This is a genomic window from Pseudomonas shirazensis (assembly GCF_014268785.2).
GTDB classification, from domain to species: domain Bacteria; phylum Pseudomonadota; class Gammaproteobacteria; order Pseudomonadales; family Pseudomonadaceae; genus Aquipseudomonas; species Aquipseudomonas shirazensis.
Genome location: NZ_JABWRD020000001.1, coordinates 330,718 through 356,292, shown reverse-complemented (window position 1 = coordinate 356,292; position 25,575 = coordinate 330,718). Strand labels below are relative to the sequence as shown.

General features: G+C 61.9%; 19 protein-coding genes and 2 pseudogenes. 10 read left to right on the top strand and 11 right to left on the bottom strand.

Going from position 1 to position 25,575, the window contains the following annotated elements; all coding sequences use genetic code 11:
- Positions 1-110 precede the first annotated feature (110 nt).
- From HU736_RS01540 to HU736_RS01525, 4 genes are all read right to left on the bottom strand, one after another.
- Positions 111-4,649 carry an NEL-type E3 ubiquitin ligase domain-containing protein gene (locus HU736_RS01540; protein ID WP_186698829.1) on the bottom strand — a complete coding sequence of 1,513 codons (4,539 nt, stop codon included), beginning with the start codon at positions 4,647-4,649 and terminating at the stop codon, positions 111-113.
- 92 nt (positions 4,650-4,741) lie between these two features.
- Positions 4,742-5,056, bottom strand: a complete 315-nt coding sequence (locus HU736_RS01535) for a hypothetical protein (RefSeq protein WP_186698827.1) — start codon at positions 5,054-5,056, stop codon at positions 4,742-4,744.
- Between the two features lie 79 nt (positions 5,057-5,135).
- A complete protein-coding gene (locus HU736_RS01530; RefSeq protein ID WP_186698825.1) occupies positions 5,136-6,158 on the bottom strand; it encodes an AraC family transcriptional regulator in 1,023 nt (340 codons plus the stop codon).
- 157 nt (positions 6,159-6,315) lie between these two features.
- Positions 6,316-7,179, bottom strand: a complete 864-nt coding sequence (locus tag HU736_RS01525; protein WP_103436789.1) for a LysR substrate-binding domain-containing protein — start codon at positions 7,177-7,179, stop codon at positions 6,316-6,318.
- A gap of 112 nt (positions 7,180-7,291) precedes the next feature.
- On the opposite strand from HU736_RS01525, the gene HU736_RS01520 reads away from it, so the two are divergent.
- Together HU736_RS01520 and phnX are read left to right on the top strand one after the other, a co-directional pair.
- Positions 7,292-8,422: a 2-aminoethylphosphonate--pyruvate transaminase gene (locus HU736_RS01520; protein ID WP_186698823.1), complete on the top strand. Its 1,131-nt coding sequence runs from the start codon at positions 7,292-7,294 to the stop codon at positions 8,420-8,422.
- Position 8,423: 1 nt separating this feature from the next.
- A complete protein-coding gene (phnX, locus tag HU736_RS01515; RefSeq protein ID WP_103436787.1) occupies positions 8,424-9,251 on the top strand; it encodes a phosphonoacetaldehyde hydrolase in 828 nt (275 codons plus the stop codon).
- Between the two features lie 8 nt (positions 9,252-9,259).
- Here the strand turns inward: phnX and HU736_RS01510 are convergent, their stop codons facing one another.
- Positions 9,260-9,820: an NADPH-dependent FMN reductase gene (locus HU736_RS01510; protein WP_101318278.1), complete on the bottom strand. Its 561-nt coding sequence runs from the start codon at positions 9,818-9,820 to the stop codon at positions 9,260-9,262.
- A gap of 157 nt (positions 9,821-9,977) precedes the next feature.
- On the opposite strand from HU736_RS01510, the gene HU736_RS01505 reads away from it, so the two are divergent.
- On the top strand, positions 9,978-10,196 hold the full coding sequence (locus tag HU736_RS01505) for a hypothetical protein (protein ID WP_103436786.1): 219 nt from the start codon (positions 9,978-9,980) through the stop codon (positions 10,194-10,196).
- 51 nt (positions 10,197-10,247) lie between these two features.
- On the opposite strand, the gene dnaQ is transcribed toward HU736_RS01505, so the two are convergent.
- Genes dnaQ through HU736_RS01490 form a run of 3 tightly spaced genes read right to left on the bottom strand, consistent with a single transcriptional unit; the run spans position 10,248 to position 12,302 of the window.
- Complete coding sequence (dnaQ, locus tag HU736_RS01500; protein ID WP_224785558.1) at positions 10,248-10,991, bottom strand: DNA polymerase III subunit epsilon; 744 nt, start codon at positions 10,989-10,991, stop codon at positions 10,248-10,250.
- A gap of 58 nt (positions 10,992-11,049) precedes the next feature.
- Positions 11,050-11,502: a ribonuclease HI gene (gene rnhA / locus HU736_RS01495; protein ID WP_101318230.1), complete on the bottom strand. Its 453-nt coding sequence runs from the start codon at positions 11,500-11,502 to the stop codon at positions 11,050-11,052.
- 23 nt (positions 11,503-11,525) lie between these two features.
- Positions 11,526-12,302, bottom strand: a complete 777-nt coding sequence (locus tag HU736_RS01490; RefSeq protein WP_186698822.1) for a class I SAM-dependent methyltransferase — start codon at positions 12,300-12,302, stop codon at positions 11,526-11,528.
- 84 nt (positions 12,303-12,386) lie between these two features.
- Between HU736_RS01490 and gloB the strand changes: the two genes are divergently transcribed.
- The 7 genes from gloB (at position 12,387) to HU736_RS01455 (ending at position 22,203) form a co-directional block, all read left to right on the top strand.
- Entirely contained in the window at positions 12,387-13,166 is a 780-nt protein-coding gene (gloB, locus tag HU736_RS01485) for a hydroxyacylglutathione hydrolase (protein WP_186698820.1), read from the top strand.
- Positions 13,167-13,266: 100 nt separating this feature from the next.
- The gene (locus HU736_RS01480; protein ID WP_103436782.1) at positions 13,267-14,697 is read left to right on the top strand and encodes a lytic transglycosylase domain-containing protein; all 1,431 of its coding nucleotides are present in this window, start codon (positions 13,267-13,269) and stop codon (positions 14,695-14,697) included.
- A 122-nt stretch (positions 14,698-14,819) separates the two neighbouring features.
- Positions 14,820-16,649, top strand: a complete 1,830-nt coding sequence (locus tag HU736_RS01475) for an extracellular solute-binding protein (RefSeq protein WP_186698818.1) — start codon at positions 14,820-14,822, stop codon at positions 16,647-16,649.
- Positions 16,646-18,493 (top strand): extracellular solute-binding protein, encoded by a 1,848-nt coding sequence (locus HU736_RS01470; RefSeq protein ID WP_186698816.1) that lies wholly within the window; start codon positions 16,646-16,648, stop codon positions 18,491-18,493. Before HU736_RS01475 ends, HU736_RS01470 begins: the two co-directional genes overlap by 4 nt.
- A gap of 1 nt (position 18,494) precedes the next feature.
- A complete protein-coding gene (locus tag HU736_RS01465; protein WP_101318219.1) occupies positions 18,495-19,568 on the top strand; it encodes a microcin C ABC transporter permease YejB in 1,074 nt (357 codons plus the stop codon).
- A 3-nt stretch (positions 19,569-19,571) separates the two neighbouring features.
- Positions 19,572-20,591: an ABC transporter permease gene (locus HU736_RS01460; protein WP_101318217.1), complete on the top strand. Its 1,020-nt coding sequence runs from the start codon at positions 19,572-19,574 to the stop codon at positions 20,589-20,591.
- A 1-nt stretch (position 20,592) separates the two neighbouring features.
- Positions 20,593-22,203, top strand: a complete 1,611-nt coding sequence (locus HU736_RS01455) for an ABC transporter ATP-binding protein (protein ID WP_186698814.1) — start codon at positions 20,593-20,595, stop codon at positions 22,201-22,203.
- Between the two features lie 28 nt (positions 22,204-22,231).
- Here HU736_RS01455 and HU736_RS22090 read toward each other — a convergent pair.
- From HU736_RS22090 to HU736_RS01445, 3 genes and pseudogenes are all read right to left on the bottom strand, one after another.
- Positions 22,232-22,684 (bottom strand): annotated as a pseudogene (locus tag HU736_RS22090) (methyl-accepting chemotaxis protein); the annotation flags it as partial.
- Between the two features lie 99 nt (positions 22,685-22,783).
- Positions 22,784-23,470, bottom strand: a pseudogene (locus tag HU736_RS22085) (PAS domain-containing protein); the annotation flags it as partial.
- Between the two features lie 180 nt (positions 23,471-23,650).
- Entirely contained in the window at positions 23,651-25,435 is a 1,785-nt protein-coding gene (locus HU736_RS01445; protein ID WP_258035077.1) for a putative bifunctional diguanylate cyclase/phosphodiesterase, read from the bottom strand.
- Between the last annotated feature and the right edge of the window lie 140 nt (positions 25,436-25,575).

Here is a 25,575-nt window from a genome sequence, read left to right as displayed (position 1 = left end):
ACATCGTCGAACTGCTGAGTTGTTGTTGGGCTGCAGTACGACGATGTTCACGCCGCTGTCCTCAGGCGGCAATGGCCAAAACTGTCAACTCTGCTGACTGATCTGAACCATCAAGCCCGGGTCGGCGCAGTGCTGCTCAGGCGCGCCGCCTCCTGCTCCAACACCTCCCGGGTCAGTTCAAGGCTCAACGCCTGCAGCGCGGCTTCGCGGGCGTCCCTCAGATCCTGCCAGCGCTGCGTGTAGACCTGGCTGGTCAGCTGCTCGCGCTCCTGATCCAGGGCCTCACCTTGGGCTGCATAATCGGCGCTGACAGCATCGAACGCGGTGTCGTGCCGCTCACGCAGATAGGCTTGCCAGAAATCCCGCTGGCTCAAGCTGACCGCTAGCGCTTCCTGCGTTTCGGCTGCCCGAACTACACCCAAGGCGGCAGTGATCTGATCGGCACTGACCGCAGCTGCCGTTGCGTAATGCATGGTAAGCGGCTGCATCGGCAAATCCAGCTCGGCACTCAGTTCAACCCGGTAGTACAGCAGGACCTCTATCTCGTCCACACCGCGCTGCGACCTGACTCGCTCGGCAATGTCGGCCCGGGCAAACTGATCTAGCCGCTCCAGGCGAAACAGTTGTCGGTTCAGATGGATCAGGCGGCCAGCACGCTCATGCAAGGCACCTTCGCGATTGGCTTGAGCAACCCGGACCTGCAACTGCACTGCGCTGAAACGTTCGGCTATACCATCAGCGCAGGTCTGGCTGTCCTGCATGTGGGCGAAGATTTCTTCACGCAGTTGCGAGTCGCCTTCCAGCGCCGCCACAACTGCCCAGACCTGCTCCGCGAGGTACGAATAATGACTGGCGAAGTCGGATGTAGAGCGCAGTTGCCCCAGCAGCTCGAACAGGCTCGAACTGTGCGGCATGGCAATCAGGGTGTCCCATTGCGCCAGGCGCGCCGCGCGGTCTTGTGCGGCCACATTGGATATCCAGACGGCACTGCCGCTGCTCTGCGGCTCATCCAGATCTTGCTCAGCCTCGGCAAGCGAGTGCAGACGCTGATAGTCCTGAACGCTGTAAAGGCGCACAACCTCTTCGCTTGGCAGTGGGTTACGCTCAAGCTGAAAAGCACGCCGGTAAGACAGCGGCATCATCATGATATCGTCGGGCAGCGCCGGCACCTGATTGTCGCGCAGGTCGACGTACTCGAGAAAACCACACAGTTCCAGTCCGAATGGCCAGATTCCAAGCTGGCAATGGCGCAGCCGCAGCTCGCGCAGGTGGGACAGATGATTGAAGCGCAGTTGCAGGAACCCCAGCGGATTGTAGCTGAGGTCCAGCTGGGTCAACCGGGGAAGGCGGCTAAGCATGGTCAGGCTGTCGGCAGTCAACCGGACGCGGTTGTGGGCAAGACGCAGCACTTCAAGGTCGACTAGATAAGCCAGCCCGCGCGGTAGGCTCAGCAACAGGTTGCTAGTGAGGGTCAGGCGGCGCAGCCGTGGAAATGCCCGAAGAAATTCCACCGGGACGGTGTCGATCTGCAGCTCATTCATTACAAGCTCGGCAACATGCCTGAATTCCACATCCGACGGAAACGCCGGCAGTGTGCGGGCCGGGAAACCACTGAGGTCCAGCCGCATGCTCGCCTGAGCGCCTTCGCGCAGGTCCACTGACTCACCCTCCAGTCGCCATGCCCGGCGCAAGTTATCGCCAAACTGCCTGCGCAAATGACTTCGTGATGTAGAAAGTTCCGCGCTTTGCCACTGGTTAAGGCAGGAATCGAGCGCTGCATAGGCGCCCTCCTGTTGAAGCAGCAACGCCATCGGCGACCCTGGCGACTGCATCAGCACTTGCAGGTACTCTGTGACCTCAGCGTCATGGAATCCTGGATACAGCGTGCGCACACGTGCGCGCAGGACTTCAGCGGGGGATCGCGGCAGCCCTTGGCCGCGGCCGCTCAGCAGGTAGCCGACACGGCCATCGGCGAGGCGCCGGCCGGGGTTGAACCACGGTGCCTGCGCCTGCCAGCCAAGCAGACTGTGCAGGCCACTATCGGTCATTGGCAGGGCTACGGTGGCAGCGGCCCGCAGACGATCGGCAGGTGTGGCTTGTGGATTGGGCAAGCGCTCAAGCTGCGCATCCGTAAGCAAAGCGCTGATCGCCTCGAAGAAACCCGCAGGCTCGGCGACGTCCTCCTCGCGCTCCAGACCTTGGCTGGTGTAAAGCCGCACACGCCCCTGGTGCAGTGCCAGCACGGTGCGCTCCGCCTCTGCGCCCTGGGGGTTGAGGATCGACAACAGCCGTCCACTCTCGCTGCCTTCTCGCAGTTCCAGATTGACCGCAACCGGCCAACCAGGCATACGCCGCAGCAAGGCGATGACCAGCTCGCCCGTATCATTACTGGCCGCGTTAGCCAGGTACAACCCCTCTATGGCGCGGTTGAGCCGAGCCAAGCCGAGTAAAGCGCGGGCACGTTTGGCCAGCGCCAGCGGCAATCGCCCCTCGCGCACGGCCCCTTGCCGTTGCACCTGGCTGGCATCGCGCACTGCAGTCTGTGCATAGGCGGGAGGCAGGCCGGGGAAGTCCCGACGCGTGATATTGAGCAACGCATCATCGGGGGGCAGCACAACGTTGCTGAGGTGGTCGAACAGGCCCTTGCGCAGGCGCACCTCCTGATCGAGCAAGGCCTCACGCAGGGCATCGGCGTCAAGCCCGGCCATGCCCGGTTGGGCCAGGCACCAGGCCTGGATCTGTGCATCGCTGGCGACGTCGCCGTTGCCAGCCAGGCTGACAAAGAAGCGCTGGGTCCGTGCGTCGGCGTCGAACCGGCGCAAGGTTTCGCGCAGGTTGACCGGCAGCGGCCGATTGGCGACCAACAGGCCACGCAGTTCTTCCTGATCGATCCTGGCGACCTGCATGACCCGCGCGGCTTGTGCGGCATCGATTGGCGGATCCTGAGGCCACAGCCGTTCGAGCATGTGCGCACTGTCATCCCACTCCAGCGGCCGATCCAGACGCAGGCGCCAGCCGCGCTCACCGTTGAATTCGACTACCGGACCGAAGGCGCCTTCACGCTGCGGGTGACGCAGCCGCCACGGGCCATCAGGTGTGGGACGATGGACCTCGTAATAATGCTCGTCGTGCCTCATCCAGCGCTGCTCGCCACTGCCGTACAGGCCGTCTGCTTGCAGGCCGCTGTCATCCGGACGCACACGGTACTGGCTCAAGTCTGCCGACCACAGGCGCATTTCGCCGTCGCCCACCGTCACCGGCTCGAGCCCCTGGACAAACTCGCTGCGGACAAAACCGCGTGCCACCAGCGCTACGCCGCCGGCAATCGCAGCCGTTACCGCGACCGTCTCGGCCACACCCAGCATGTGCTCGAGCGCTTCGTGCTGATGCCCATGCAGCCAGTCAACGCTGCCTTCGTAGACCTGTGACAGGGTTTGCACCACCAACAGCCCGAGCAGCAATGCGCCGACCCCGGGAATGAACAAGCCGGCCAGGTTGACCAACCCCAGCCCTACCTCCTCCCAGGTCTGCAAGCGCTGCGCACGGGCTTGCCGATCAGCCTCGGCCGTCGGCACCAGCAGCAGCCGCGCATCCTCATGAATGCGTTGCACTTGCTGATTGACCAAGTCGACGAATATCCCATCCTGCGGGGTGACCCCCTCAAGCGCGAGATCCGGTGTCTGGTCACCGAGCCGTTTGGCCAGGGTGGTGAGGAAGGCTGGACGCTCGCTCAGGGCAATCATATGGCTGATACGCTGACGACCGGCCGGGTCGCGTAATTGGCTCAGCAGCTCGGTCGACAACGCATCCCAATCGGCGAAGCGCTGCAGTGCATGCTTGGGATCACTGGGCAGGTAAAGCAGCAGGCCGTGGTCTTCGCCGTCGACGCCGCGCAATTGGATCACCAGGGCATCGCTGGCCGTACAACCAAGAATGCTCAGCAGACCGGCAAAACCGCGCAACCCTTGTTGGTTGGAATCGTGATGCCCGCGTGCAACTTCTTCCAGGGCGATCTGTTCGGCAGCGCTGATTTCGCCTTTCAAGGCCGCAACTTCGACTGCAAGCTTCAACCCGGCTTGCTTGTCGGCTACCAGCATGGCGCAGGTGGCGGTGTTGAAGACCTTGTCCAACTGCTGCTGATACTGCGCACCGACGTCAAGCGCACGGCAGGCTGCCGCCAGCGCCACGGGGTCACCGGAAAGCACTTGGTCGCTGCCGGTGGCGACCAAGCCACTGCCCTGCAGGACGCTGTCATCAGGATGGAAGTTCTGCATCAGGCGCAACAGGCCTGGCTCGCGGACTATGTTCGGGACGTAAAATGGCCACTGCGTCCCCGGCAGCCTACCGAACCCGCGGCGCACCTCCAGCCATTGCAGGTCTTCGATATTACTACCGGCAGGCAGCTTGCCGGCCAACAGCGCTGTGAACTGGGTCCGCACAAACGTCTGCAGAGGGATCAGATCCAGCGTCGCGGCGCGCACACCTTGTTGGCTTTTGCGGTACTGCTTGAAGCGGTCACGCAGGCGATTGATCTGGCTGGGGGAAGCGCGCTTGAGCCAGTCAGGGAGAATGCCACCGATGAATTCATCGGTGGCATTGGCCAGACGTAACGTCGTGCTGTCGGCGGGTGCGAGCGGTTTCGGAGGCATTGTGCAGTCCTTTGTAGAAGAGCCTCCAAGTTGCTCCGAGGCACATGCACAGGGGCAGCGGGAAGCGCTGTCTACCAAGCCTTGCCAGCTGCTCAGTCCCCGCCGATTTCTTCCAATGCCTCTTTGCTCAGGCGCAGCGCCAACGCGTCGATCGCCGCCCAGCGCTCTTTCGCCAAGTCATTGACCTGTTCCAGGTAGCGCCACTCGCGGCGATGCAGTTGCGGGCTGAGCTGATCCAGACTCGCCCAGAACGGTGCCTCGACCTCACTGAGAAGCACGGCCCAGACTCTGCGCGCAAGGTCTGCCTGGGTCAGGCGATAATCGCTGGTACCGGTCAACTCGCCGAGCAGCGCGAAGAAGTCGCCGCTGGTTCTGCGGTCGGCCTCCGGCAGCGCCTGAAGCCACAACTCGCAGGTCGGCCACCTCCAGCAGGCCGCACCAATCCAGATCGACCGGCACTGCCTGCAGGTTGGCCCCAAGGTGGAATCAGTGACTGACGTAGCGGGTTTGAATCAGCGTCCGATAATGCCCGGGGTTACAGCCAAACCACTTGCGAAAGGCCTTGTAGAACGAGCTGGCGTCGGCAAAACCGAGCCGCTCGGCGATTTCGTCCATGGCATGGTCGGCATCCGCCAGCCACACCATAGCCAGCTCGCGCCGGGCGCTGTCCTTGAGGCCTTGGTAGGTCTGCCCCTCTTCGGCAAGGCGCCGGCGCAGGGTCGACGCGGAAACGTGCAGCCGCCGCGCCAGGCTTTCGGCGTCAGGCCAATCGGCTGGCGGCGCTTGCAGCAGGTCACTGCGGATACGCCGGGCCAGGCTTTCCGGGTCGCGGTATCTAACCAGAATATTACCCGGCGCCTCGGCCAGGAAACGCTGCAGATCATCCATCGTGCGTTTGACTGGCCACTGCAGGCAGTCGGCTGGAATCATCATCCGCGCGCGTGGCCTCTCGAACTGCAGGCTGGGCGAAAACATCACCCGGTAGTCTTCGCAGTACGGCGGCTCGGCACAAGGCAGGTCTATTGCCAGAATCGGGATGCGTCGACCGGCCAGCCAGCAGCCGACGCCATGCACGATCATCCAGAAAGTGAAATACATGAAGGCCCGACGCGGTTGCGGACGCGGCTCATGCAGGATGATCTCTGCCAGCCCATCCTGCTGTTGCAACGCCGGCTGCAGGTCCTGAAGCATCAGTGCTAGGAAGTCCAGCACACTCTGCAGGGCTGCGCCAAGGGTAGGCTGAAGCATGCTCGCGCGGCAGGCAAATGCCAGGCTGCCGCGTGGCAGGCCGCGCGGATCCATGGCGAAGAACTCATCGTTGTAGCGGCGTGCCAACAGGCGCCAAAGGCGTGCATAGGCGTTGGCTGCGACCCGCGCATCAGCCTGCTGCAACTGCCCTGGATCGATCCCGGCGCGTGTCAGTACAGCCAACGCTGCATCACCCTCTGGGCAGGTCTGCAGCAGCGCCTCGCGCACCATTTGCATGGAGATGGTGTCTTTCTCGCTCATGGCTTGCCCGTCAATGACTACTGCCGGCCATCTTAGGCCGGCAGCAGAAAAAAACCAGCCCGCTCAAGTGCGCGCAGCATCGACTTGGCGAACTGCTGGCTTCACTGGCCAGCGCTGCGCGGGTCAGCTCAAGGGCCCGGGCCGTGACGGCCGCGCTCTAAGGCGCTGGTGCAAGCGCCAGGAATGCCTGGATCAGGCGCAGCTCGCGGCGCCGTTCCAGGCAACCAAGCATGTGCTGGTTAAGTAGCCCTTCTGCTGCCATTGGCCGTGTCACTACCCGCGGATCGTGCGCCACCTCCATTGACGACACGATGCCAATACCGAGCTGCGCCGCGACCGCTTCGGTCACGGCTTCGCGGCTGTCCAGTTCCAGTAGAACCCTTGGCTGTACCCCCGCTCGCAGGCACGCCTGGTCAAACGTTCGTCGGGTGATCGAACTGGGTTCGCGCAGCACCATGATCTGCTGGTGCAGAGCGCTCAAAGCCAACGGATCAGGTGCGCTCGCCCAAGGATGCGCAGCCGGCAGTAGTGCACACAACTGCGAATGACCGAGGCTGCGCAGATACAGGCCCTTGCGCGGCTCGACCTCAGTCAGCACTGCGACATCAGCATGTTCGCTAAGTAGCGCTGCCAAGGTTTCCTGGGCGTTGCCCAAGCGAAGGTTAACGGTGATTCCGGGGTAGCGGGCGCGCAGTTGCGCGAGCATCGGCATGACCCGGTGCGGCCCGTCGGCGGCGACTTCAAGACGCCCGGTCAACAACTGGCGATTAGCCTCGAGCATGGCCTGGGCTTCTTCGGCCAGGCCGAACATCGCGCGGGTAATGGCCGCCAGCCGCGTGCCTTCTTCAGTCAGTTCCACCCGTCGGGCGGTACGCCGCAGCAAGGTGATCTGGTAGTGTTCCTCCAGCGCCTTGACGTGCCCGGTCACCGCCGGCTGGCTGATGAACAGACGTGCTGCGGCGCGGGTAAAGCTGCCTTCACGGGCAACAGCATCAAACGCACGTAACTGGAACAGATTCATAGCTATCGGCCTGACTTATGGCTGGCATAACAACAAACAATTTGATTGATAGCACGCCCAATTGCAACCTTGACCTCGCAGTCTCAGCCCACCGCTTGCGAGGATTCACGCAATGAGCAATGCCCCGATTCTGCTGACCCCCGGCCCCCTCACTACCTCTCTGCGTACCCGCCAAGCGATGCTGGTGGACTGGGGTTCCTGGGACCGTGATTTCAACCAGCTGACCGCCAGCGTCTGCGAACAGTTGTTAGCCATTCTCGATGCCAGCGCCAGCCATCACTGCGTACCGTTGCAAGGCAGCGGCACCTTCGCCGTGGAAGCCGCCATCGGCACGCTGGTACCGCGCGGCGGCAAGGTGCTGGTACTGATCAACGGCGCCTACGGCCAACGGCTGGCCAAGATCTGCAAGGTGCTCGGCCGCCGTTACAGCACCTTCGAAACCGCCGAGGACCAGCCCACCACTGCCGCCGATGTCGAGCGCCTGCTGACGGCAGATGCCGAACTGACCCACGTGGCGCTGATTCACTGCGAGACCAGCACCGGCATCCTCAATCCACTCAAGGCGATTGCCGATGTGGTGCACAGCCACGGCAAGCGCCTGATCATCGACGCGATGAGCTCGTTTGGCGCACTGCCGATCGACGCTCGCGAAGTGCCATTCGAGGCGCTGATCGCCGCTTCCGGCAAATGCCTCGAGGGCGTCCCCGGGATGGGCTTCGTGTTCGCTGAAAAAACCGCCTTGGCAGCCGCCGAGGGTAACTCTCAATCGCTGGCCATGGACCTGTACGACCAGCATGCCTACATGGCCAAGACCGGCCAGTGGCGTTTTACCCCGCCTACCCACGTGGTCGCCGCCCTGCACGAGGCACTCAAGCAATACACCGAAGAAGGCGGCCTGCAGGCAAGGCACCAGCGTTACGCCGACAACTGCCGGACATTGCTCAACGGTATGGCGGCGATCGGCCTGCGCAGCTTCCTCCCAGCCGCGATTCAGGCACCGATCATCGTCACCTTCCACGCCCCGGATGATCCGCGCTACCGGTTTCAGGACTTCTATGAACGGGTCAAGGCCAAGGGCTTCATCCTCTATCCGGGCAAATTGACCCAGGTCGAAACCTTCCGCGTTGGTTGCATCGGTGCCGTCGGTGCGCAGGGGATGCAGGCCGCAGTCGATGCCGTAGCTCAAGTGCTGCGGGAAATGCAGGTGCATACCGGTACTCAACTCTTGAGCGAGGCTCTGTGACATGAACTATACCAACCCAACCCGCCTGCAAGCCGCCATCCTTGACTGGGCGGGTACCGTGGTCGATTTCGGCTCGTTTGCGCCCACGCAGATCTTTGTCGAGGCATTCGCCGAGTTCGATGTCGAAGTGTCCATTGAAGAGGCCCGCGGCCCGATGGGCATGGGCAAGTGGGACCATATCCGCACCTTATGCGATCAGCCGGCAATTGCCGAGCGCTACTCCAAGGTGTTTGGCCGCACACCAAGCGATGATGATGTGACCGCCATCTATGAACGCTTCATGCCCCTGCAGATCGACAAGATCGCCGTGCACTCGGCGCTGATACCCGGGGCTCTGCAAACGCTGACAGGGCTACGTGCAGGTGGCCTGAAGATAGGATCGTGCTCGGGTTACCCCAAGGTAGTCATGGACAAGGTGGTCGAGCTGGCCAAGCGCAACGGCTACGTTGCCGACCATGTAGTGGCAACCGATGAAACGCCCAATGGTCGCCCCTGGCCGGCGCAGGCGCTGGCCAATGTGATTGCCTTGGGTATCGATGACGTCGGTGCTTGTGTCAAGGTTGATGACACCGTGCCAGGTATCCTCGAAGGCCGCCGCGCCGGAATGTGGACAGTGGCGCTGGTCTGCTCAGGGAATGCCTTGGGGCTGACCTGGGAGGAGTACCAGGCGCTGGATGCGGGCACGCTGGCGCGTGAACGGCAGCGGATCCACGCACTGTTTGAGAGCGCGCGACCGCACTACCTGGTCGACACCATCAACGATCTCCCCGAGGTCGTTGCCGATATCAACCAGCGCCTGGCCAAAGGCGAAATGCCCCAGTCCGCGTAGGAGCGGCGTTATACCGCGCGGTTGAGCTTCACCCAGGCTGCAAACTTGTCGATGAATGCCTGCAGGAAGGGCCGAGTCTTGTCATTGAGCTTGCCGGCATCATCGAACAGGGTCGCCGCCCCGCCGATATAGGCCTCGGGCATCTGCATGCACGGCATATCAAGGAACACCAGGCACTGGCGCACCGCATGGTTGGCGCCAAAGCCACCCACTGCACCGGGCGAAACGCTCACCACAGCCGTTGGCTTGCCGCCCCAGGCACTTTGCCCATAAGGCCGCGAGCCAACATCAATGGCGTTCTTCAAGCAACCGGGCAGCGAGCGGTTGTACTCCGGTGTGACGAACAGCACTGCATCACTACGCTTGATCTCGTCACGAAAACGCTGCCAGGGCTGCGGCGCACCGGCACTCTCTACATCTTCGTTGTACAGCGGCAAATCGCCGATCTCGATGATCTTCAAGCTGAGGCTGGAGGACGCCAGCTCACCCAGGGCCTTGGCCACCTTGCGATTGTAGGAATCCTTGCGCAAGCTGCCGACTACAACTGCTACCGAATACACCTGGCTCATGGCGTTTTACAACCTCTGCTGGTTGATGGAATTAGTAGTTATAGATGACCGTTTTCCGCCGCCGAGGTTTTTTTCCCATTGCAAGAAAACTTCCCGGCAGTTTCACTGGTCTATGACTGCAGACATTTCTCCAATTTTTCAGAGGTTTCCCCCCAAAATGGCAGCAGTACTGGTCGGCCAATTTCACGCCCGTGACGCCGAAGGCCGAATCTACCCCGTGCACGAATTCCAGGAATCGACCTTTCAGGACGACGGCAGTGTCCATGGTGAACCGATTACCAGCTATCGACTGGCTATTGGCGATCGCGTTCGGCATCTGGGTGAAGATCGCTTCGAGCTGACCCAGAGTGGCGTCGAGATCATCCGCATTCCCTGATTCAGCCTTGCGGCAACCAGCAGGCCACGGAGGGCCCGCATGCAGGCCTGATCAGGCCTCGCTCAAGCTCTGCCACAGCGCCGGGCCGCCGGCAGACTTGGCCACCGCCGCCAGACGCTGAGCATGAGCCTCCAGCTCTTCAGCAGAAGCCATCAACACAGGCTGTGGCTGACGCCCGACGATCCGGCGAATCTCACTGCCGTCACTGTCCCTTCCCTCCTCGCCATCAGCACCATGCCCAGCCAGCGACAGGCTGGTCTGGCCACCGGTCATGGCCAGGTAGACATCCGCCAGCAATTCCGAGTCGAGCAACGCGCCGTGCAGCTCACGCCCGGAGTTGTCGATACCGTAGCGTTTGCACAAGGCGTCGAGGCTGTTGCGCTGGCCTGGGTGGCGCGAACGCGCCAGCATCAGGGTATCGAGGATGCCGCAGTGTTTGGAGATGTCGGCGCGATCATGCTGGCCAAGCAGGGCGAATTCGTTGTTTATGAAGCCAACGTCGAACGCCGCGTTGTGGATGACCAGCTGCGCGCCCTGAATGAAGTCGAAGAACTCGTCAGCCACTTCAGCGAAGCGCGGCTTGCCAATCAGGAATGCGTCGGTGATGCCGTGGACACCAATCGCGCCCTCGTCACTTTCGCGGTCAGGCTGCAGATAAACATGGAAATGTCGCCCGGTCAGGCGCCGGCCCAGCACTTCGACGCAACCGATTTCGATGATCCTATGGCCCTCGCCGACCGGCATGCCGGTGGTTTCGGTATCGAGGACGACGTATCGGGTGTTCTGCTGCTCCACGGGCGGTGGCTCCAACTGCTACGACAAAAAAGAGCCGGGAGTATACCCCAGCGTCGGATTACTTGTGACGCGCGCGAACTTCGTCGACGCCGCGGTTGGCCAACTGGTCGGCGCGTTCGTTGCCATGGTGGCCGATATGCCCGCGCACCCATTTCCAGGTGACCTTGTGCCTGTTGACTTGCTCATCGAGTTCGCGCCACAGGTCGGCGTTTTTCACCGGTTCCTTGGCCGCGGTCTTCCAGCCGCGCTTCTTCCAGTTGGCCATCCATTCGTTGATGCCTTTCATGACGTACTGCGAATCGGTGGTCAGCACCACCTCGCATTCACGCTTGAGCGCCTTGAGGCCCTCGATGGCCGCCATTAGCTCCATGCGGTTGTTGGTGGTTTCCAGCTCGCCACCCCAGAGTTCCTTTTCCACGCCCTTGTACACCATCAGCACGCCCCAGCCGCCAGGGCCCGGATTGCCCTTGCAGGCGCCGTCGGTAAACATCTCGATGCTTTCTTCGCTCATGTACTGCCTTAATTCGCTGTAATTTATCGACCCGGATGATGGTCGCGGTTGGCAGGGTCGCGATTGACCTTGGCCAGGGGCAGCGGCAGCAGTTTGCCCATCGGCTCACGCCGGGCCGGTTGCAGTGGCCGCAGACCGACTACCATCTTGCGCGCTATCAGCAGGTAGACGCCGCCACCTGACATCTGCCAGCCACCTGCTACCCGCTCCCACCCGGTGAGGCGCTGCTGCCAGGCCGGTGAAGCAAGCGGCGGACGATAACAGCCGAAGCGGCGTTTCTCCAGCGCAAAGCCGAGCAGGTTGAGCCAGTCACCGACCCGCGACGGCGGGATGCACCGTGCCTTGCGCAAGGCGCCTTTGCTGAACAGGTGGCGCATGCCCCAACTGCTCCACGGGTTGATACCGACGATCAGCAGATGGCCACCCGGACGCACCGCACTGGCGGCCTGGCGCAGCAGGCCGTGAGGCGACAGGCTGAAGTCCAGCCCGTGCTGCAGCACCACGACGTCCGCCGCATGTTCGGCGAGCGGCCAGGCCTGTTCTTCGCAGACGATTTCAACCCCGGGCAACGGCGCACCGAGGCGCACATTGCGATGCACCTGCTTGGCATGTGGCGGCACCTGCGCACCTGGCCCGTAATGCACCAGATAACCACCAAAAAAACGCGCGAGTTCAGTTTCAAGCAACTTTTCTTCTTCGCGCAGCATCAACTGCCCAACAGGGCCTTGAAACCATTCGCGGGCCAGGCTGATCAGCTCGACCCATTCAGGGTCGGCCTGGGCAAAGGCTTGGTCGGTCATTGCGTCTTCCCTCCAAGGTTCTCCCGCCGCGCCATCGCGGCTAAGATGCCCTTATGTCCCACGGCAGATGATTCGGATCCGCACATGATACAGATCGATGCACTACCCGCTTTCTCTGATAACTACATCTGGTTGTTACAGGATACTGCCAAACGCCACTGTGCGGTGGTCGATCCTGGTGACGCCCAACCGGTGCTGGACTGGCTTGAGGCCAACCCAGGCTGGGAGCTGAAGGATATCCTCATCACCCATCACCACCACGATCATGTCGGCGGCGTAGCCGAACTCAAACGGGCCACCGGGGCGCGGGTCAGCGGCCCGGCCAGCGAGCAGATCCCAGGCCGTGACCTGGCGCTCGAAGACAATGCCCAGGTCACCGCGCTGGGGCTGACCTTCGAGGTGCTGGCGATGCCCGGGCACACCCTTGGCCACATCGCCTTTTATACCGCACAGACGCCGACACCCGTGCTGTTCAGTGGCGACACGCTGTTTGCCGGCGGTTGCGGCCGTTTGTTCGAGGGCACGCCTGCGCAGATGCACAACTCGCTTGAGCGCCTCGCCGCCCTGCCTGACGCCACCGAGGTCTACTGCGCCCATGAATACACCCTGAGCAACCTGCGCTTTGCCAAGGCCGTCGAACCGAGCAATGCGGATGTGCTCGCGCGCTTTGAGGAAGTGGCCAGACTGCGCGCAGATGGGCGCATGACGCTGCCTTCCAGCATTGGCCTGGAACGCCTCACCAACCCTTTTTTGCGTACCGCAGAAACATCCGTTAAACAAAAAGCAGACGAATGGAAGGGACATTCAAACGAAGGCCAAGCTGCTGTTTTTGCTGCCTTGAGGTCTTGGAAAGACGGCTTCTGATAACCTCAAGATATATCGTAATTGAGGGGCAAAGGTTGACCCGGGCAAAAGCGGTTCCTAGAATCGCCCAACTTTTTCACCCGGATACCTGCCCCAGCCGATGTCTTCCAGTAGCCGCAGAACCTCGCAATCCGTCGCTTTGACGCGCCTCGCACAGATCAGTGCGCTGGCCCTGGCCGCCACTTTGGTGGGCTGCCAGAGCACCCGTCAGGTAGATGAATCCGAAAGCGTTCGCGCGCACAACTATCAGGCCCGAATCAAGCACAAGCCGGCCCCGTTGATCATGGCCAAGCCCAAGCAGCAGGCGCCCCAGGATGTCTGGGAACGCATGCGCCAGGGCTTCGCGCTGCAGGACACCATCGACGTCAATCCGCGCATCGAGCAACAGCGCCTGTGGTTCGCCAGCAACCCGCGTTTCGTTGAAACCGCCGGCGAGCGCGGCAGCCTGTACCTGCATTACATCGTCGAGCGCCTCGAAGAACGCGACATGCCGCTGGAGCTGGCCCTGCTGCCAGCGATCGAGAGCGCCTACAATCCGATGGCGTATTCCCGTGCCCACGCAGCCGGCATGTGGCAGTTCATCCCCTCGACCGGGCGCCACTTCAATCTGCGCCAGACCAACTTCTACGATGGCCGCCGCGACGTCACAGCATCGACCAACGCTGCACTGGATTATCTGAGCCGTCTGCACGACATGTTCAACGGCGACTGGCTGCTGGCTCTGGCGGCTTACAACGCCGGTGAAGGCACCGTCAGCCGCGCTATCGAACGCAACGAAAAACTCGGCCTGCCGACCGATTACTGGAACCTGCCGCTGCCGCAGGAAACCCGCGACTACGTGCCCAAGCTGCTGGCCCTGTCGCAGGTGGTATCGACGCCTGAATCGTATGGCGTCAACCTTAACCCGATCGCCAACGAACCGTACTTTGCCGCCGTCGCCATCAATGACCGCCTCGACCTGTCGCGGGTCGCAGCCTTTGCCGATATCGATGAAGACGAGCTGATCCAGCTCAACCCGGCATTCAAGAAGCGCATGACGGTCGACGGCCCGCAACAACTGCTGGTGCCGACTGCCAAGGCGCAGTTGCTCTCGGCCAGCCTGTCCAACCTGAACCCTGAACAGCTGCTCAGCCTGCAACCACGCAAGGCCGTGTTCGAAGCCGCTGTCGCCGAAGCCAGCGCACCGGCCACGCGCAGCTACCGAGTCAAGCGCGGTGACAACCTGGGCAGCATTGCCAAGGCCAACCGGGTTTCGGTCAAGGATATCCAGCGCTGGAACAAGATCTCCGGCAATCGCCTCAAGGCCGGCCAGGTCCTGGCCATGCGCGGTGGCAATGCGCCCTCTGCAGCCGCCAACCGGGTTGCTTCGGCCAAGCAGCGCTCGACTCAGTACAAGGTCCGCAAGGGCGATTCACTGTACCTGGTGGCCAAGCGTTTCAACGTCGAAATGCAGCACCTCAAGCGCTGGAATCCGCGCAGCGGGCATGCCCTCAAACCAGGCCAGACTCTGACCGTCTACCTCGGCCATTGATCCTCCCGGGGCTGTCCCCCAGCCCCGCTTGCAGCCCCCTTTCGCATCACTCTTTTTCCAATCCCGCCAAGCTGTTACTGTAGCCCGACCAAAGCCCAACGCCCTCTGGATCGGATGCCGATTTGATACGTCCCCTCCTGCTGTCCTTCAGCCTGGCCTTGAGCTTCCCCGCCGCCGCCACCGTCAGCGAAAGCCACGGTTACGCGCAGTTCGGCACGCTCAAATACCCAGCCACATTCACCCACTTCGATTGGGTCAACCCGCAAGCGCCCAAGGGCGGAACCTTGCGGGCCATGGCATTTGGCACGTTCGATACGCTCAACCCCTATACCTTCAAAGGGTCGAGCCCGGTCACCACGCCAAACTTCCTGCAATACGGTGTCAGCGAGCTGAACGAGACGCTTATGGTCGGTACGGGGATGTACGATCCGTCCGGCGATGAGCCAACCTCAAGCTACGGCCTGATTGCGCGCTCGGTCGAGTACAGCGAAGACCGCAGCTGGGTGGTGTTCAACCTGCGCCCAGAGGCACGCTTTCACGACGGCAAGCCGATCACCTCGGCGGACGTGGCGTTCTCCTATCGCACCCTGCTCAAGGACGGCCACCCGCTGTACCGCACCAACCTGCAGGAAGTGCAGCGAGTCGACATTCTCGGGCCGTTGCGCATTCGCTTCGTGTTCAAGCGTGCCGGCAACCCGTTGTTGATCCTGCGTCTGGGTGAGATGCCGGTACTGCCCAAGCATTACTGGCAGAAGCGCGACTTCAAGGCCACCACCTTCGAGCCACCGCTGGGCAGCGGGCCCTATCGCATCACCGAAGTGCAGCCGGGGCGGCGCCTGGTATTCAAGCGGGTCAAGGATTACTGGGGCAAGGACCTGGCGGTCAATCGCGGTAAGTACAACTACAACCGCGTCGAATATGAGTTCTACCGCGACGCCACGGTCGCCTTCGAAGCGTTCAAGGCCGGCGAGTTCGACATTTACATCGAACATCAGGCGAAGAACTGGGCCAACAGCTATACCTTCCCTGCGGTGCGCCGTGGCGAGGTGATCAAGGCGCAGATCCCGCACCGCATCCCGACCCAGACCCAAGGGCTGTTCATGAACAGCCGCCGCGCCACGTTCAGCGACCCGCAGGTACGCCAGGCGCTGGGCTTGATGCTGGATTTCGAGTGGACCAACCGCGCCCTGTTCAGCAGCGCCTATCGGCGCTCGACCAGTTATTACCCAAACAGCGAGTTTGCTGCCAGCGGCCTGCCGACCGGGAAGGAGTGGCTGCTGCTGGCGCCGTTTCGCGACGAACTGCCGGCCAAGCTGTACACCGAGCCCTACCAGGTCAGCCATACCGACGGCAGCGGCGTCAGCCGCCAGACCTTGCGCAAGGCCCTGACCCTGCTGGACAAAGCCGGCTGGAAGCTGGACGGCCAACGCCTGGTGGATGCCAAGGGCAAGCAGTTCCAGATGGAGTTGTTGCTGGTGAACCCCAATCTAGAACGGATCCTGCAACCTTATGTCGAAAATCTGGCGAGCATTGGCATCGATGCACGCTTGCGCACGGTAGACCGCGCCCAGTACAAACAACGGCTGGACCAGTTTGATTTCGACATGATCCTGATGACCCTGAACCAGACCCTCAGCCCAGGCCTCGAGCAATGGCTGTACTTCCATTCCAGCCAGGCTTCGACCAAAGGCAGCAAGAACTATGCGGGGGTCAAAGACCCGGTGATCGACCACCTGCTCGACACCCTGCTCGCTGCCCGCACCCGCGATGACCAGGTCGCCGCCGCGCGTGCGCTGGACCGGGTGCTGTCGTGGCATTACTACATGATCCCCAACTGGTATCTGGACAATCATCGCCTGGCCTACCGCAATCGGTTCGCCTTCGTCACCACGCCGCCCTACACCCTGGGCCTGAACAGCTGGTGGCTCAAGACTTCGGAGAAAGCCAAATGATGCCGCACCGCCTGCGCCAACTGGCCGGCAGCCTTCTGCTAGCCTGCCTGAGCCTGCCCGTGCTGGCTGCCCCGCAGCACGCCTTGACCCTGTATGACGAGCCGCCCAAGTATCCGGCCAGCTTCAAACACTTCGACTACGTCAACCCAGATGCGCCCAAAGGCGGCACCTTTCGCCAGTCCGGCTTTGGCGGTTTCGACAGCCTCAACCCGTTCATCAACAAAGGCGTGACCGCAGAAAACGTCGGCAGCATCTACGACACACTGATGCGCCAGAGCCTGGACGAGCCGTTTACCGAGTACGGCCTGGTTGCCGACAAGATAGAGAAGGCTCCGGACAACAGCTGGGTACGCTTCTACCTGCGCCCGGAGGCACGTTTCCATGACGGCCACCCCATGCGTGCCGATGACGTGGTCTGGACCTTCAACACGTTGGTCAGCCAAGGCGCCCCGCTGTACAAGGTGTACTACGGTGACGTCGCCGAGGTCATTGCCGAAGACCCGCTGAAAGTGCTGTTCAAATTCAAGCACAAGATCAACCGTGAGTTGCCGCTGATCCTTGGCCAACTGCCGGTACTGCCCAAGCACTGGTACGAAAACCGCGAATTCAACCGCGGCAACCTGGAAATTCCCTTGGGCAGCGGTCCCTACCGGGTTGCCGAGGTCAAGGCCGGTCGTTCGGTGCGTTTCGAGCGGGTCAAGGACTATTGGGCCAAGGACCTGCCGATCAACCGCGGCATGTTCAATTTCGACGTCATGACCTTTGACTATTACCGCGACAGCACCGTTGCCCTTGAAGCGCTAAAGGCCGGCCAGTTCGACTACAACCTGGAGGTGGCGGCAAAGAACTGGGCAAACGCCTACAACGTGCCCGCCGTACGCGAAGGCCGCCTGATCAAGGAAGAGCTGCCCAACGGCAACCCGACCGGCATGCAGGGTTTTGTCTTCAACCTGCGCAAGCCAATGTTCCAGGACGTACGTGTGCGCAAGGCGCTAAGCCTGCTGCTCGACTACGAGTGGACCAACAAGCAGCTGTTCAACGGTGCCTACACTCGCACCAGCAGCTACTTCGAGAACTCCGACATGGCGGCCAAGCAGCCAGCCACGCCGGATGAACTGAAGATCCTCGAGCCGCTGCGCGGCAAGATTCCCGAGCAGGCCTTCACCGAGGTGTTCAAGAACCCGGTCAGCGACGGCAGCGGCATGATCCGCGAGCAGCAACGTCAGGCCTACAAGCTGCTGCAGGAAGCGGGCTGGAAAATCGTCGACGACAAGATGGTCGACGCCCAGGGCAAGCCGGTGGTGATCGAGTTTCTGCTCGCACAGACGGAGTTTGAACGCGTGCTGTTGCCGTTCAAACGCAACCTGGCAGACCTCGGCATCGAGCTGACCCTGCGCCGGGTCGAGGTGCCGCAGTACATCAACCGTCTGCGTTCGCGCGACTTCGACATGATCGTCAGCGGCTTCCCCCAGTCCAGCTCACCGGGTAACGAACAGCGTGAGTTCTGGACTTCGGGCGCCGCCGACAACCCTGGTAGCCGCAACTTTATCGGCCTGCGCGACCCGGCCATTGACCAACTGGTCGAGCAACTGATCAACGCCGACTCACGTCAGAGCCTGATCAACCACGCCCGCGCCCTCGACCGCGTGTTGCAGTGGGGCTACTACGTGATACCCAACTGGCACATCAAGACCTGGCGGGTGGCGTACTGGAACCACATCGGCCACCCCAAGGTCTCGCCCAAGTACGACGTAGGCATCGACACCTGGTGGATCAAGCCTGATGTGAAACCGGCCGTGACCACGCAGCCTGCGCCAGAGACCACGCCGAGCGAGGCCAACTGACATGCTCGCCTATATCCTGCGGCGCCTGCTGCTGATCATCCCGACCCTGTTCGGCATCCTGGTGATCAACTTCATAATCGTCCAGGCCGCGCCGGGCGGCCCGGTCGAGCAGATGATCGCCAAACTCGAAGGCTTTGACGGCGCGACCAGCCGCATCGCCGGCGGCGGCGCCGAAGTCTCGGTGGCCGGCTCCAACTACCGCGGCGCACAGGGCCTGGACCCGGCCCTGATCGCTGAAATCGAACACATGTACGGCTTCGACAAGTCCGCCCCGGAGCGCTTGTGGATCATGGTCAAGAACTATGCCCAGCTCGACTTCGGCGACAGCTTCTTCCGTGATGCCAAGGTCATCGACCTGATTGCCGAGAAGATGCCGGTGTCGATCTCGCTCGGGCTGTGGAGCACGCTGATCATGTACCTGGTGTCGATCCCGCTGGGGATCGCCAAAGCGGTGCGCCACGGCAGCCACTTCGATGTCTGGACCAGCTCGGCGATCGTGGTCGGCTATGCCATCCCGGCGTTTCTGTTCGCGATTCTGCTGATCGTGCTGTTCGCCGGCGGCAGTTACTTCGACTGGTTCCCGTTACGCGGGCTGACCTCGAACAACTTCGACGAGCTGTCCACCACCGGCAAGATCCTCGATTACTTCTGGCACCTGGTCCTGCCGATTACTGCACTGGTGATCGGCAACTTCGCCACCATGACCCTGCTGACCAAAAACAGCTTCCTCGATGAGATCAACAAGCAGTATGTGGTCACCGCCAAAGCCAAAGGCCTGAGCCGGCAGCGGGTGCTCTACGGGCACGTGTTCCGTAACGCCATGCTGCTGGTGATCGCCGGCTTCCCTTCGGCATTCATCGGCATCTTCTTCACCGGCTCGTTGCTGATCGAGGTGATCTTCTCCCTCGACGGCCTGGGCCTGATGAGTTTCGAAGCGGCGATTAACCGCGATTACCCGGTGGTCTTCGGCACCCTGTTCATCTTCACCCTGCTCGGGCTGGTGGTGAAACTGATCGGCGACCTGACCTATACCCTGGTCGATCCGCGCATCGACTTCGCCAGCCGGGAGAATTGACCAATGGCCCTGTCCCCGCTCAATCGACGGCGCTTCGAGCGCTTCAAGGCCAACCGCCGAGGCTGGTGGTCGCTGTGGCTGTTCCTGATCCTGTTCGGCCTGAGCCTTGGCGCCGAGCTGATCGCCAACGACAAACCGATTGCCGTGCGCTACGACGGCGAGTGGTACTTCCCGGCGTTCAAGCGCTACCCCGAGACCACCTTTGGCGGTGAATTCCCGCTCGAAGCCAACTACAAGAGCCCCTACATCCGCGACCTTCTGGAGAAGAAAGACAGCTTTGTGCTGTGGGCGCCGATTCCGTTCAGCTACCAGAGCATCAACTACGACTTGAAGGTGCCGGCGCCCGCGCCGCCCTCGGCGGACAACTGGCTGGGCACCGATGACCAGGGCCGCGATGTCATGGCGCGGGTGATCTACGGCTTCCGCGTTTCGGTGTTGTTTGCCCTGACCCTGACCATCCTCAGCTCGATCATTGGCGTCATTGCCGGGGCTCTGCAGGGCTTTTATGGTGGCTGGGTCGACCTTGCCGGCCAGCGCTTCCTGGAGATCTGGTCAGGCTTGCCGGTGCTGTACCTGCTGATCATTCTGGCCAGCTTCGTCCAGCCCAACTTCTGGTGGCTGTTGGGGATCATGTTGCTGTTCTCGTGGATGAGCCTGGTCGATGTAGTCCGCGCCGAATTCCTGCGTGGGCGTAACCTGGAGTATGTGCGCGCGGCGCGCGCCCTGGGCATGCGCAACGGCGCGATCATGTACCGGCACATTCTGCCCAACGCAATGATCTCGACCATGACCTTCATGCCGTTCATCCTCACCGGCGCCATCGGCACCCTGACCGCGCTGGACTTCCTCGGCTTTGGCCTGCCCGCCGGTTCACCGTCGTTGGGTGAGCTGGTTGCCCAGGGCAAATCCAACCTGCAGGCACCATGGCTGGGCATCAGTGCCTTCGCCGTGCTGGCCGTGATGCTCAGCCTGCTGGTGTTTATCGGCGAATCCGCCCGCGACGCCTTCGACCCGAGGAAATGACATGAGCGAACCCAACCTGATCGAAGTCCGTGATCTTGCGGTCGAGTTCCTCAGCGGTGACCAGATCAACCGCGTGGTCGATGGCATCAGTTTCGACATCCGTAAGGGCGAGACCCTGGCCCTGGTCGGCGAGAGCGGCTCGGGCAAGTCGGTCACTGCCCACTCGATCCTGCGCCTGTTGCCCTACCCGCTTGCGCGCCACCCCAGTGGCAGCATCGAGTATGGTGGCAAGGACATGCTCAAGCTTGGCGAAAAGCCGATGCAGCGCATCCGTGGCAACCGCATCGCAATGATCTTCCAGGAGCCGATGACCTCGCTCAACCCGCTGCACTGCATCGAGAAGCAGATCAACGAGATACTTCTCCTGCACAAGGGTTTGACCGGCAAGCAGGCGACGGCGCGCACCTTGGAACTGCTCGACCTGGTCGGCATCCCTGAACCGCACAAGCGCCTCAAGGCGCTGCCGCATGAGTTGTCCGGCGGCCAGCGCCAGCGGGTGATGATTGCCATGGCCCTGGCCAACGAGCCGGAACTGCTGATCGCCGATGAGCCGACCACTGCGCTCGACGTCACCGTACAGCTGAAGATTCTCGATCTGCTCAAAGAGCTGCAGGCACGACTGGGCATGGCCCTGCTGCTGATCAGCCATGACCTCAACCTGGTAAGGCGCATCGCACACCGTGTTTGCGTGATGCAGCAAGGCAAGATCGTCGAGCAGGCCGAGTGCACGACGCTGTTCACCGCCCCGCAGCATCCCTACACGCAGATGCTGATCAACGCCGAACCCAGCGGCCAGCCTGCGGCCAACCCGCTCGGGGCGCCGCTGCTGGAGGTGGATGATCTGCGCGTCTGGTTCCCGATCAAGAAAGGCCTGCTGCGGCGCACGGTAGACTACGTCAAGGCAGTCGACGGGATCAATTTCAGCCTGCCCCAAGGGCAGACCCTGGGCATCGTTGGCGAAAGCGGCTCGGGCAAATCGACTTTGGGCCTGGCGATCCTGCGGCTGATCTCGAGCCAGGGCGACATCCGTTTTCACGGGCAAAACCTGCAGGGCATGAACCAGCAGGAGGTACGGCCGCTGCGGCGAGAAATGCAGGTGGTGTTCCAGGACCCGTTCGGCAGCCTCAGCCCGCGCATGAGTGTCGCCGATATCGTCGGCGAAGGCCTGCGCATTCATCGCATCGGCACCGCCCAGGAACAAGAGGCGGCGATCATTGCCGCGCTGCAGGAAGTAGGCCTCGATCCGGCCACCCGCCACCGCTACCCCCATGAGTTCTCCGGTGGTCAGCGTCAACGCATCGCCATCGCTCGCGCGCTGGTGCTCAAACCGGCGTTGATTCTGCTCGACGAGCCGACCTCGGCGCTTGACCGCACCGTGCAGCGGCAGGTAGTGGAGCTGTTGCGTTCGTTGCAGCTCAAATACAACCTGACCTACCTGTTCATCAGTCATGACCTGGCGGTGGTCAAGGCGCTGAGTCATCAGCTGATGGTGATCAAACAGGGGCAGGTGGTGGAACAAGGTGACGCGCGGGAGATCTTCCATGCGCCGCAGCATCCCTACACCCGGCAGCTGCTGGAAGCGGCGTTTCTGGAGGTCGAGCCGGCTGCCTGATGGCGTGCCGGCGCTACCGGTCACGCTTTCACGGGTGTGACTGCCCGGCAATCTGCGATGAGAATCGGCCGACCGCTGTCACCACTTCCTGCGCACCCGTCTGAATTTCAGTGATGACATGGCCGGCCTGGCTGGCCAGCGCCAGGCCGATTTCAGCCTGATGCGTGCTTTCACCCATGCTGACCACTGCGGCCTCCACAAGAGCGTTGTTTTTCTGCACCACTTCTACGATTTCCTGAGTGGCGGCACTGGTGCGTCCGGCCAGCTTCCTCACCTCATCGGCCACCACGGCAAAGCCCCGACCTTGCTCGCCTGCGCGCGCGGCTTCGATAGCCGCATTGAGGGCGAGCAGGTTGGTCTGCTGGGCAATGCCGCCGATGGTGGAAACAATCGATGTGATCAACTGCGACTGCTGCCCCAGCGCCTCGACCCCAGCGGAGGCCGTGGAGACCTGCGAGACGATACGGTTCATGGTCTCGACGGTATCCTTTACGGCCACCGCCCCCCTTCTCGCCGAGTCATCGGTTTTGCGAGAAACGTCATAGGCAACCCCGGCGGCCGCGCTGACCTCCTGCTCATGCTTGACCTGCTCGCTGATATCGATCGCGAATTTGACGATCTTGTAGAGCTGGCCACGGGTGTCGCGCACCGGGTTGTAGGATGCTTCCAGCCAGAGCTCGCGCCCTGACTTGTCAAAGCGCAGGAAGCGCTCGGCGACGAACTGCCCCTCGTTGAGGCTGCGCCATAGCTGCTGGTAGGCAGGCGAGTTGACATAGTTGGGGTCACAGAAAATACGGTGATGTTTGCCCACGATCTCTGCCAGCGAATAGTTCACCGTCCTCAAGAAGTTGTCGTTGGCAGCAACGATAGTACCGTCCAGCTCAAACTCGATGACCGCGGTCGAGCGGTACAGCGCCTTGATGAACTCGTCGTTTTCACGCGCCTTATCGATGCTCGCGGTTACCTCGGTGCCGTAGGCCGACATATGGGTAACGGCACCCGCTGCTGACTTGACCGGGCACCAGGCCGCTCTCATCCAGACCATCCTGCCGTCGGCGGTGATATAGCGATACTCGTCGCTGGCCCCGGTGCCAGTGCTCATGGCCTGCTGAAAGTCCTTGAAGCATGGCAACTCTTTGACATAGCTGGGCGCGATGCTAGCCAGCGATTGCCCAAGCAATTGCGACTGTTCACGCCCAACCCATCGAGCAAAGTTGCGATTGACCGCTGTGATGAGCAGGTTCCGATCAACCGTTATTTCCAACATCTCGTCAGTTCTCGCGGCCTGCGCGCGCTGCAGCGCGTCTATTTCGTCCTGCAGTCGCTGTAGCTGGTTTTTTAGCTTTGAGTTGAACATGGTGTTCTCGGTGGTTAGCGACGCGGCCGAAATGGCAGGGGGTTGTCGACGATCTTGCAGGTGCAGCCGTGAGATTAAACATCGTCCTTGTCAGGTCATCGGCACGCAGCAGTCCTTCTGCAGCCAGGTTTCAAGTTCTGCGGGCGGCATCGGCTTCGCGTAAAAATAGCCCTGGCCCTGCTCACAGCCCCAGCCACGCAACAAATGGTGGTGCAGGTCGGTCTCGATACCTTCGGCCACCACCGTCAGGCGCAGGTCGCGCAGCAAGCTGACCAGCCCGCGAATAATGTGCCATTCGTTGTTGCCCGGCTGCAGGTTGGCCAGCAGCGAGCGATCAAGCTTGACGCTGGTGGCCGGGATGATGCGCAGGTACACCCAGTTGCTGTAGCCGCTGCCGAAGTCATCGATGCCAATCGCCACCCCGAGTGTGCGAAAACGCTGAAGCTGTTGCTGCACCTGGTCGAAGTCAGTGACCAGAGCGCTTTCGGTAAACTCAAGCTCGATGCGCCGCGGGTCCACGCCGAACTCGCCGAGCGTACGGCTCAGGTACTCGAACAGGTGCCCATCGGCGAGATCCAGCGCGGAGATGTTCAGCGACACGGTCATCTGCAGCCCCTCCGCCCGCCACCTGCGCATTTGCTGACAGACATGCCAGATCACCCAACGGGTAATGCCGCGAATCGAAGCTGTGGTTTCAGCCAATGGGATGAATTCAGCCGGGCTGATTTCGCCCATGGTCGGATGCTTCCAGCGCAACAGCGCTTCTACTGCCACGCAGCGTTTGCTGTTGAGATCAACCCTTGGCTGATAGACCAGACGAAGTTGGTCGGCAGCTACCAGCGCCGGTTCCAGAGCGTTGAGCAAGGCCGTACTGCGGCGCTGGCTGGTATCGACCAGCGGGTCATAGACCAGCCAGCGTCGTTCGCTGCGGCGCGCCGCATCGGTCATGCTCGCCATCAAACGCAGGGTATCCAGCGATGCATCGGTGCCTCCACCCGGCTCGAGCACGCTCATGCCGACATCGGCGAACACCGGCACATTGCCGCTGTGCAACGGCCCACTCAGCGCAGCAACGATAGCGCCAAGCCTGGCCGGCAATGAGGCCATGTCATTGCATTCGATCAGGGTCAGAAAACCTAGCGTGCTCGGGCGGTACAGGCGCGACCCCGGCGGCAGGGCTGCCAGCAAGGCCTCTTTCACGGCCAGCATGAAGCTTGCGAAAAACTCGATGCCCAGTGCCTTCACCAGGCGGTCCATGCCGGCTGCTGAAATGGGCTCGATGAACACTGCGACCTGGCCAGCGACGCTGGCGCAGCCGGCGAAGTCGGCTTCGAAACGGCGCCGGTTGGGCAAGCCGGTCATACTGTCGTAGAAATGTTGCTCATGGATCGACTGCAACCGCGAGACAACAATCTGCGCCGCGCTGCGCAACAGCGCCTGGTCGCGCTCGGACAACGACGGACGTGCCGCCTGGTCGATGATGCACAGCCGCCCCAGGCTCAGCCCTGGCTTGATCACCAGCGGTGCGCCAGCGTAGTAGCGAATGTAGGGGTCACCCTGCACCAGCGGGTTATCGATAGTGCGCGCATCGGTCAAGGCGTCGCAGATTTCCAGCACAGTATCCTGCTCAAGTTCAAGGGCACAGAACGACATCTCTCTGGGCGTGCGCTCGGCGACCATGCCTACCCGCGCTTTGAACACCTGATAGTTGCGGTCGATGATGCTGACCAGCGCGGTAGGCACCTCAAAATGGCCACAGAGCATCGCCACGACACTGTTCAGCACCGGGTCCGAGCCACTGACCAGGTCGGACGTCAGTCGATCGACCTCGGCCAGACGCAACCGCTCATCGTGCATAATTGTCGAATTACCCACCGTAACTCCTGTAGCACTATCCAAAAGACTCACCTATGAGGCACATTGCCAGCTTAGTCAGCCCGAGCGCGCCAGGACAATCAAACCTCGCACCGGCCGACCGTAAAAAAAACTATTGGACGACCAGGCGTAACTAGCCT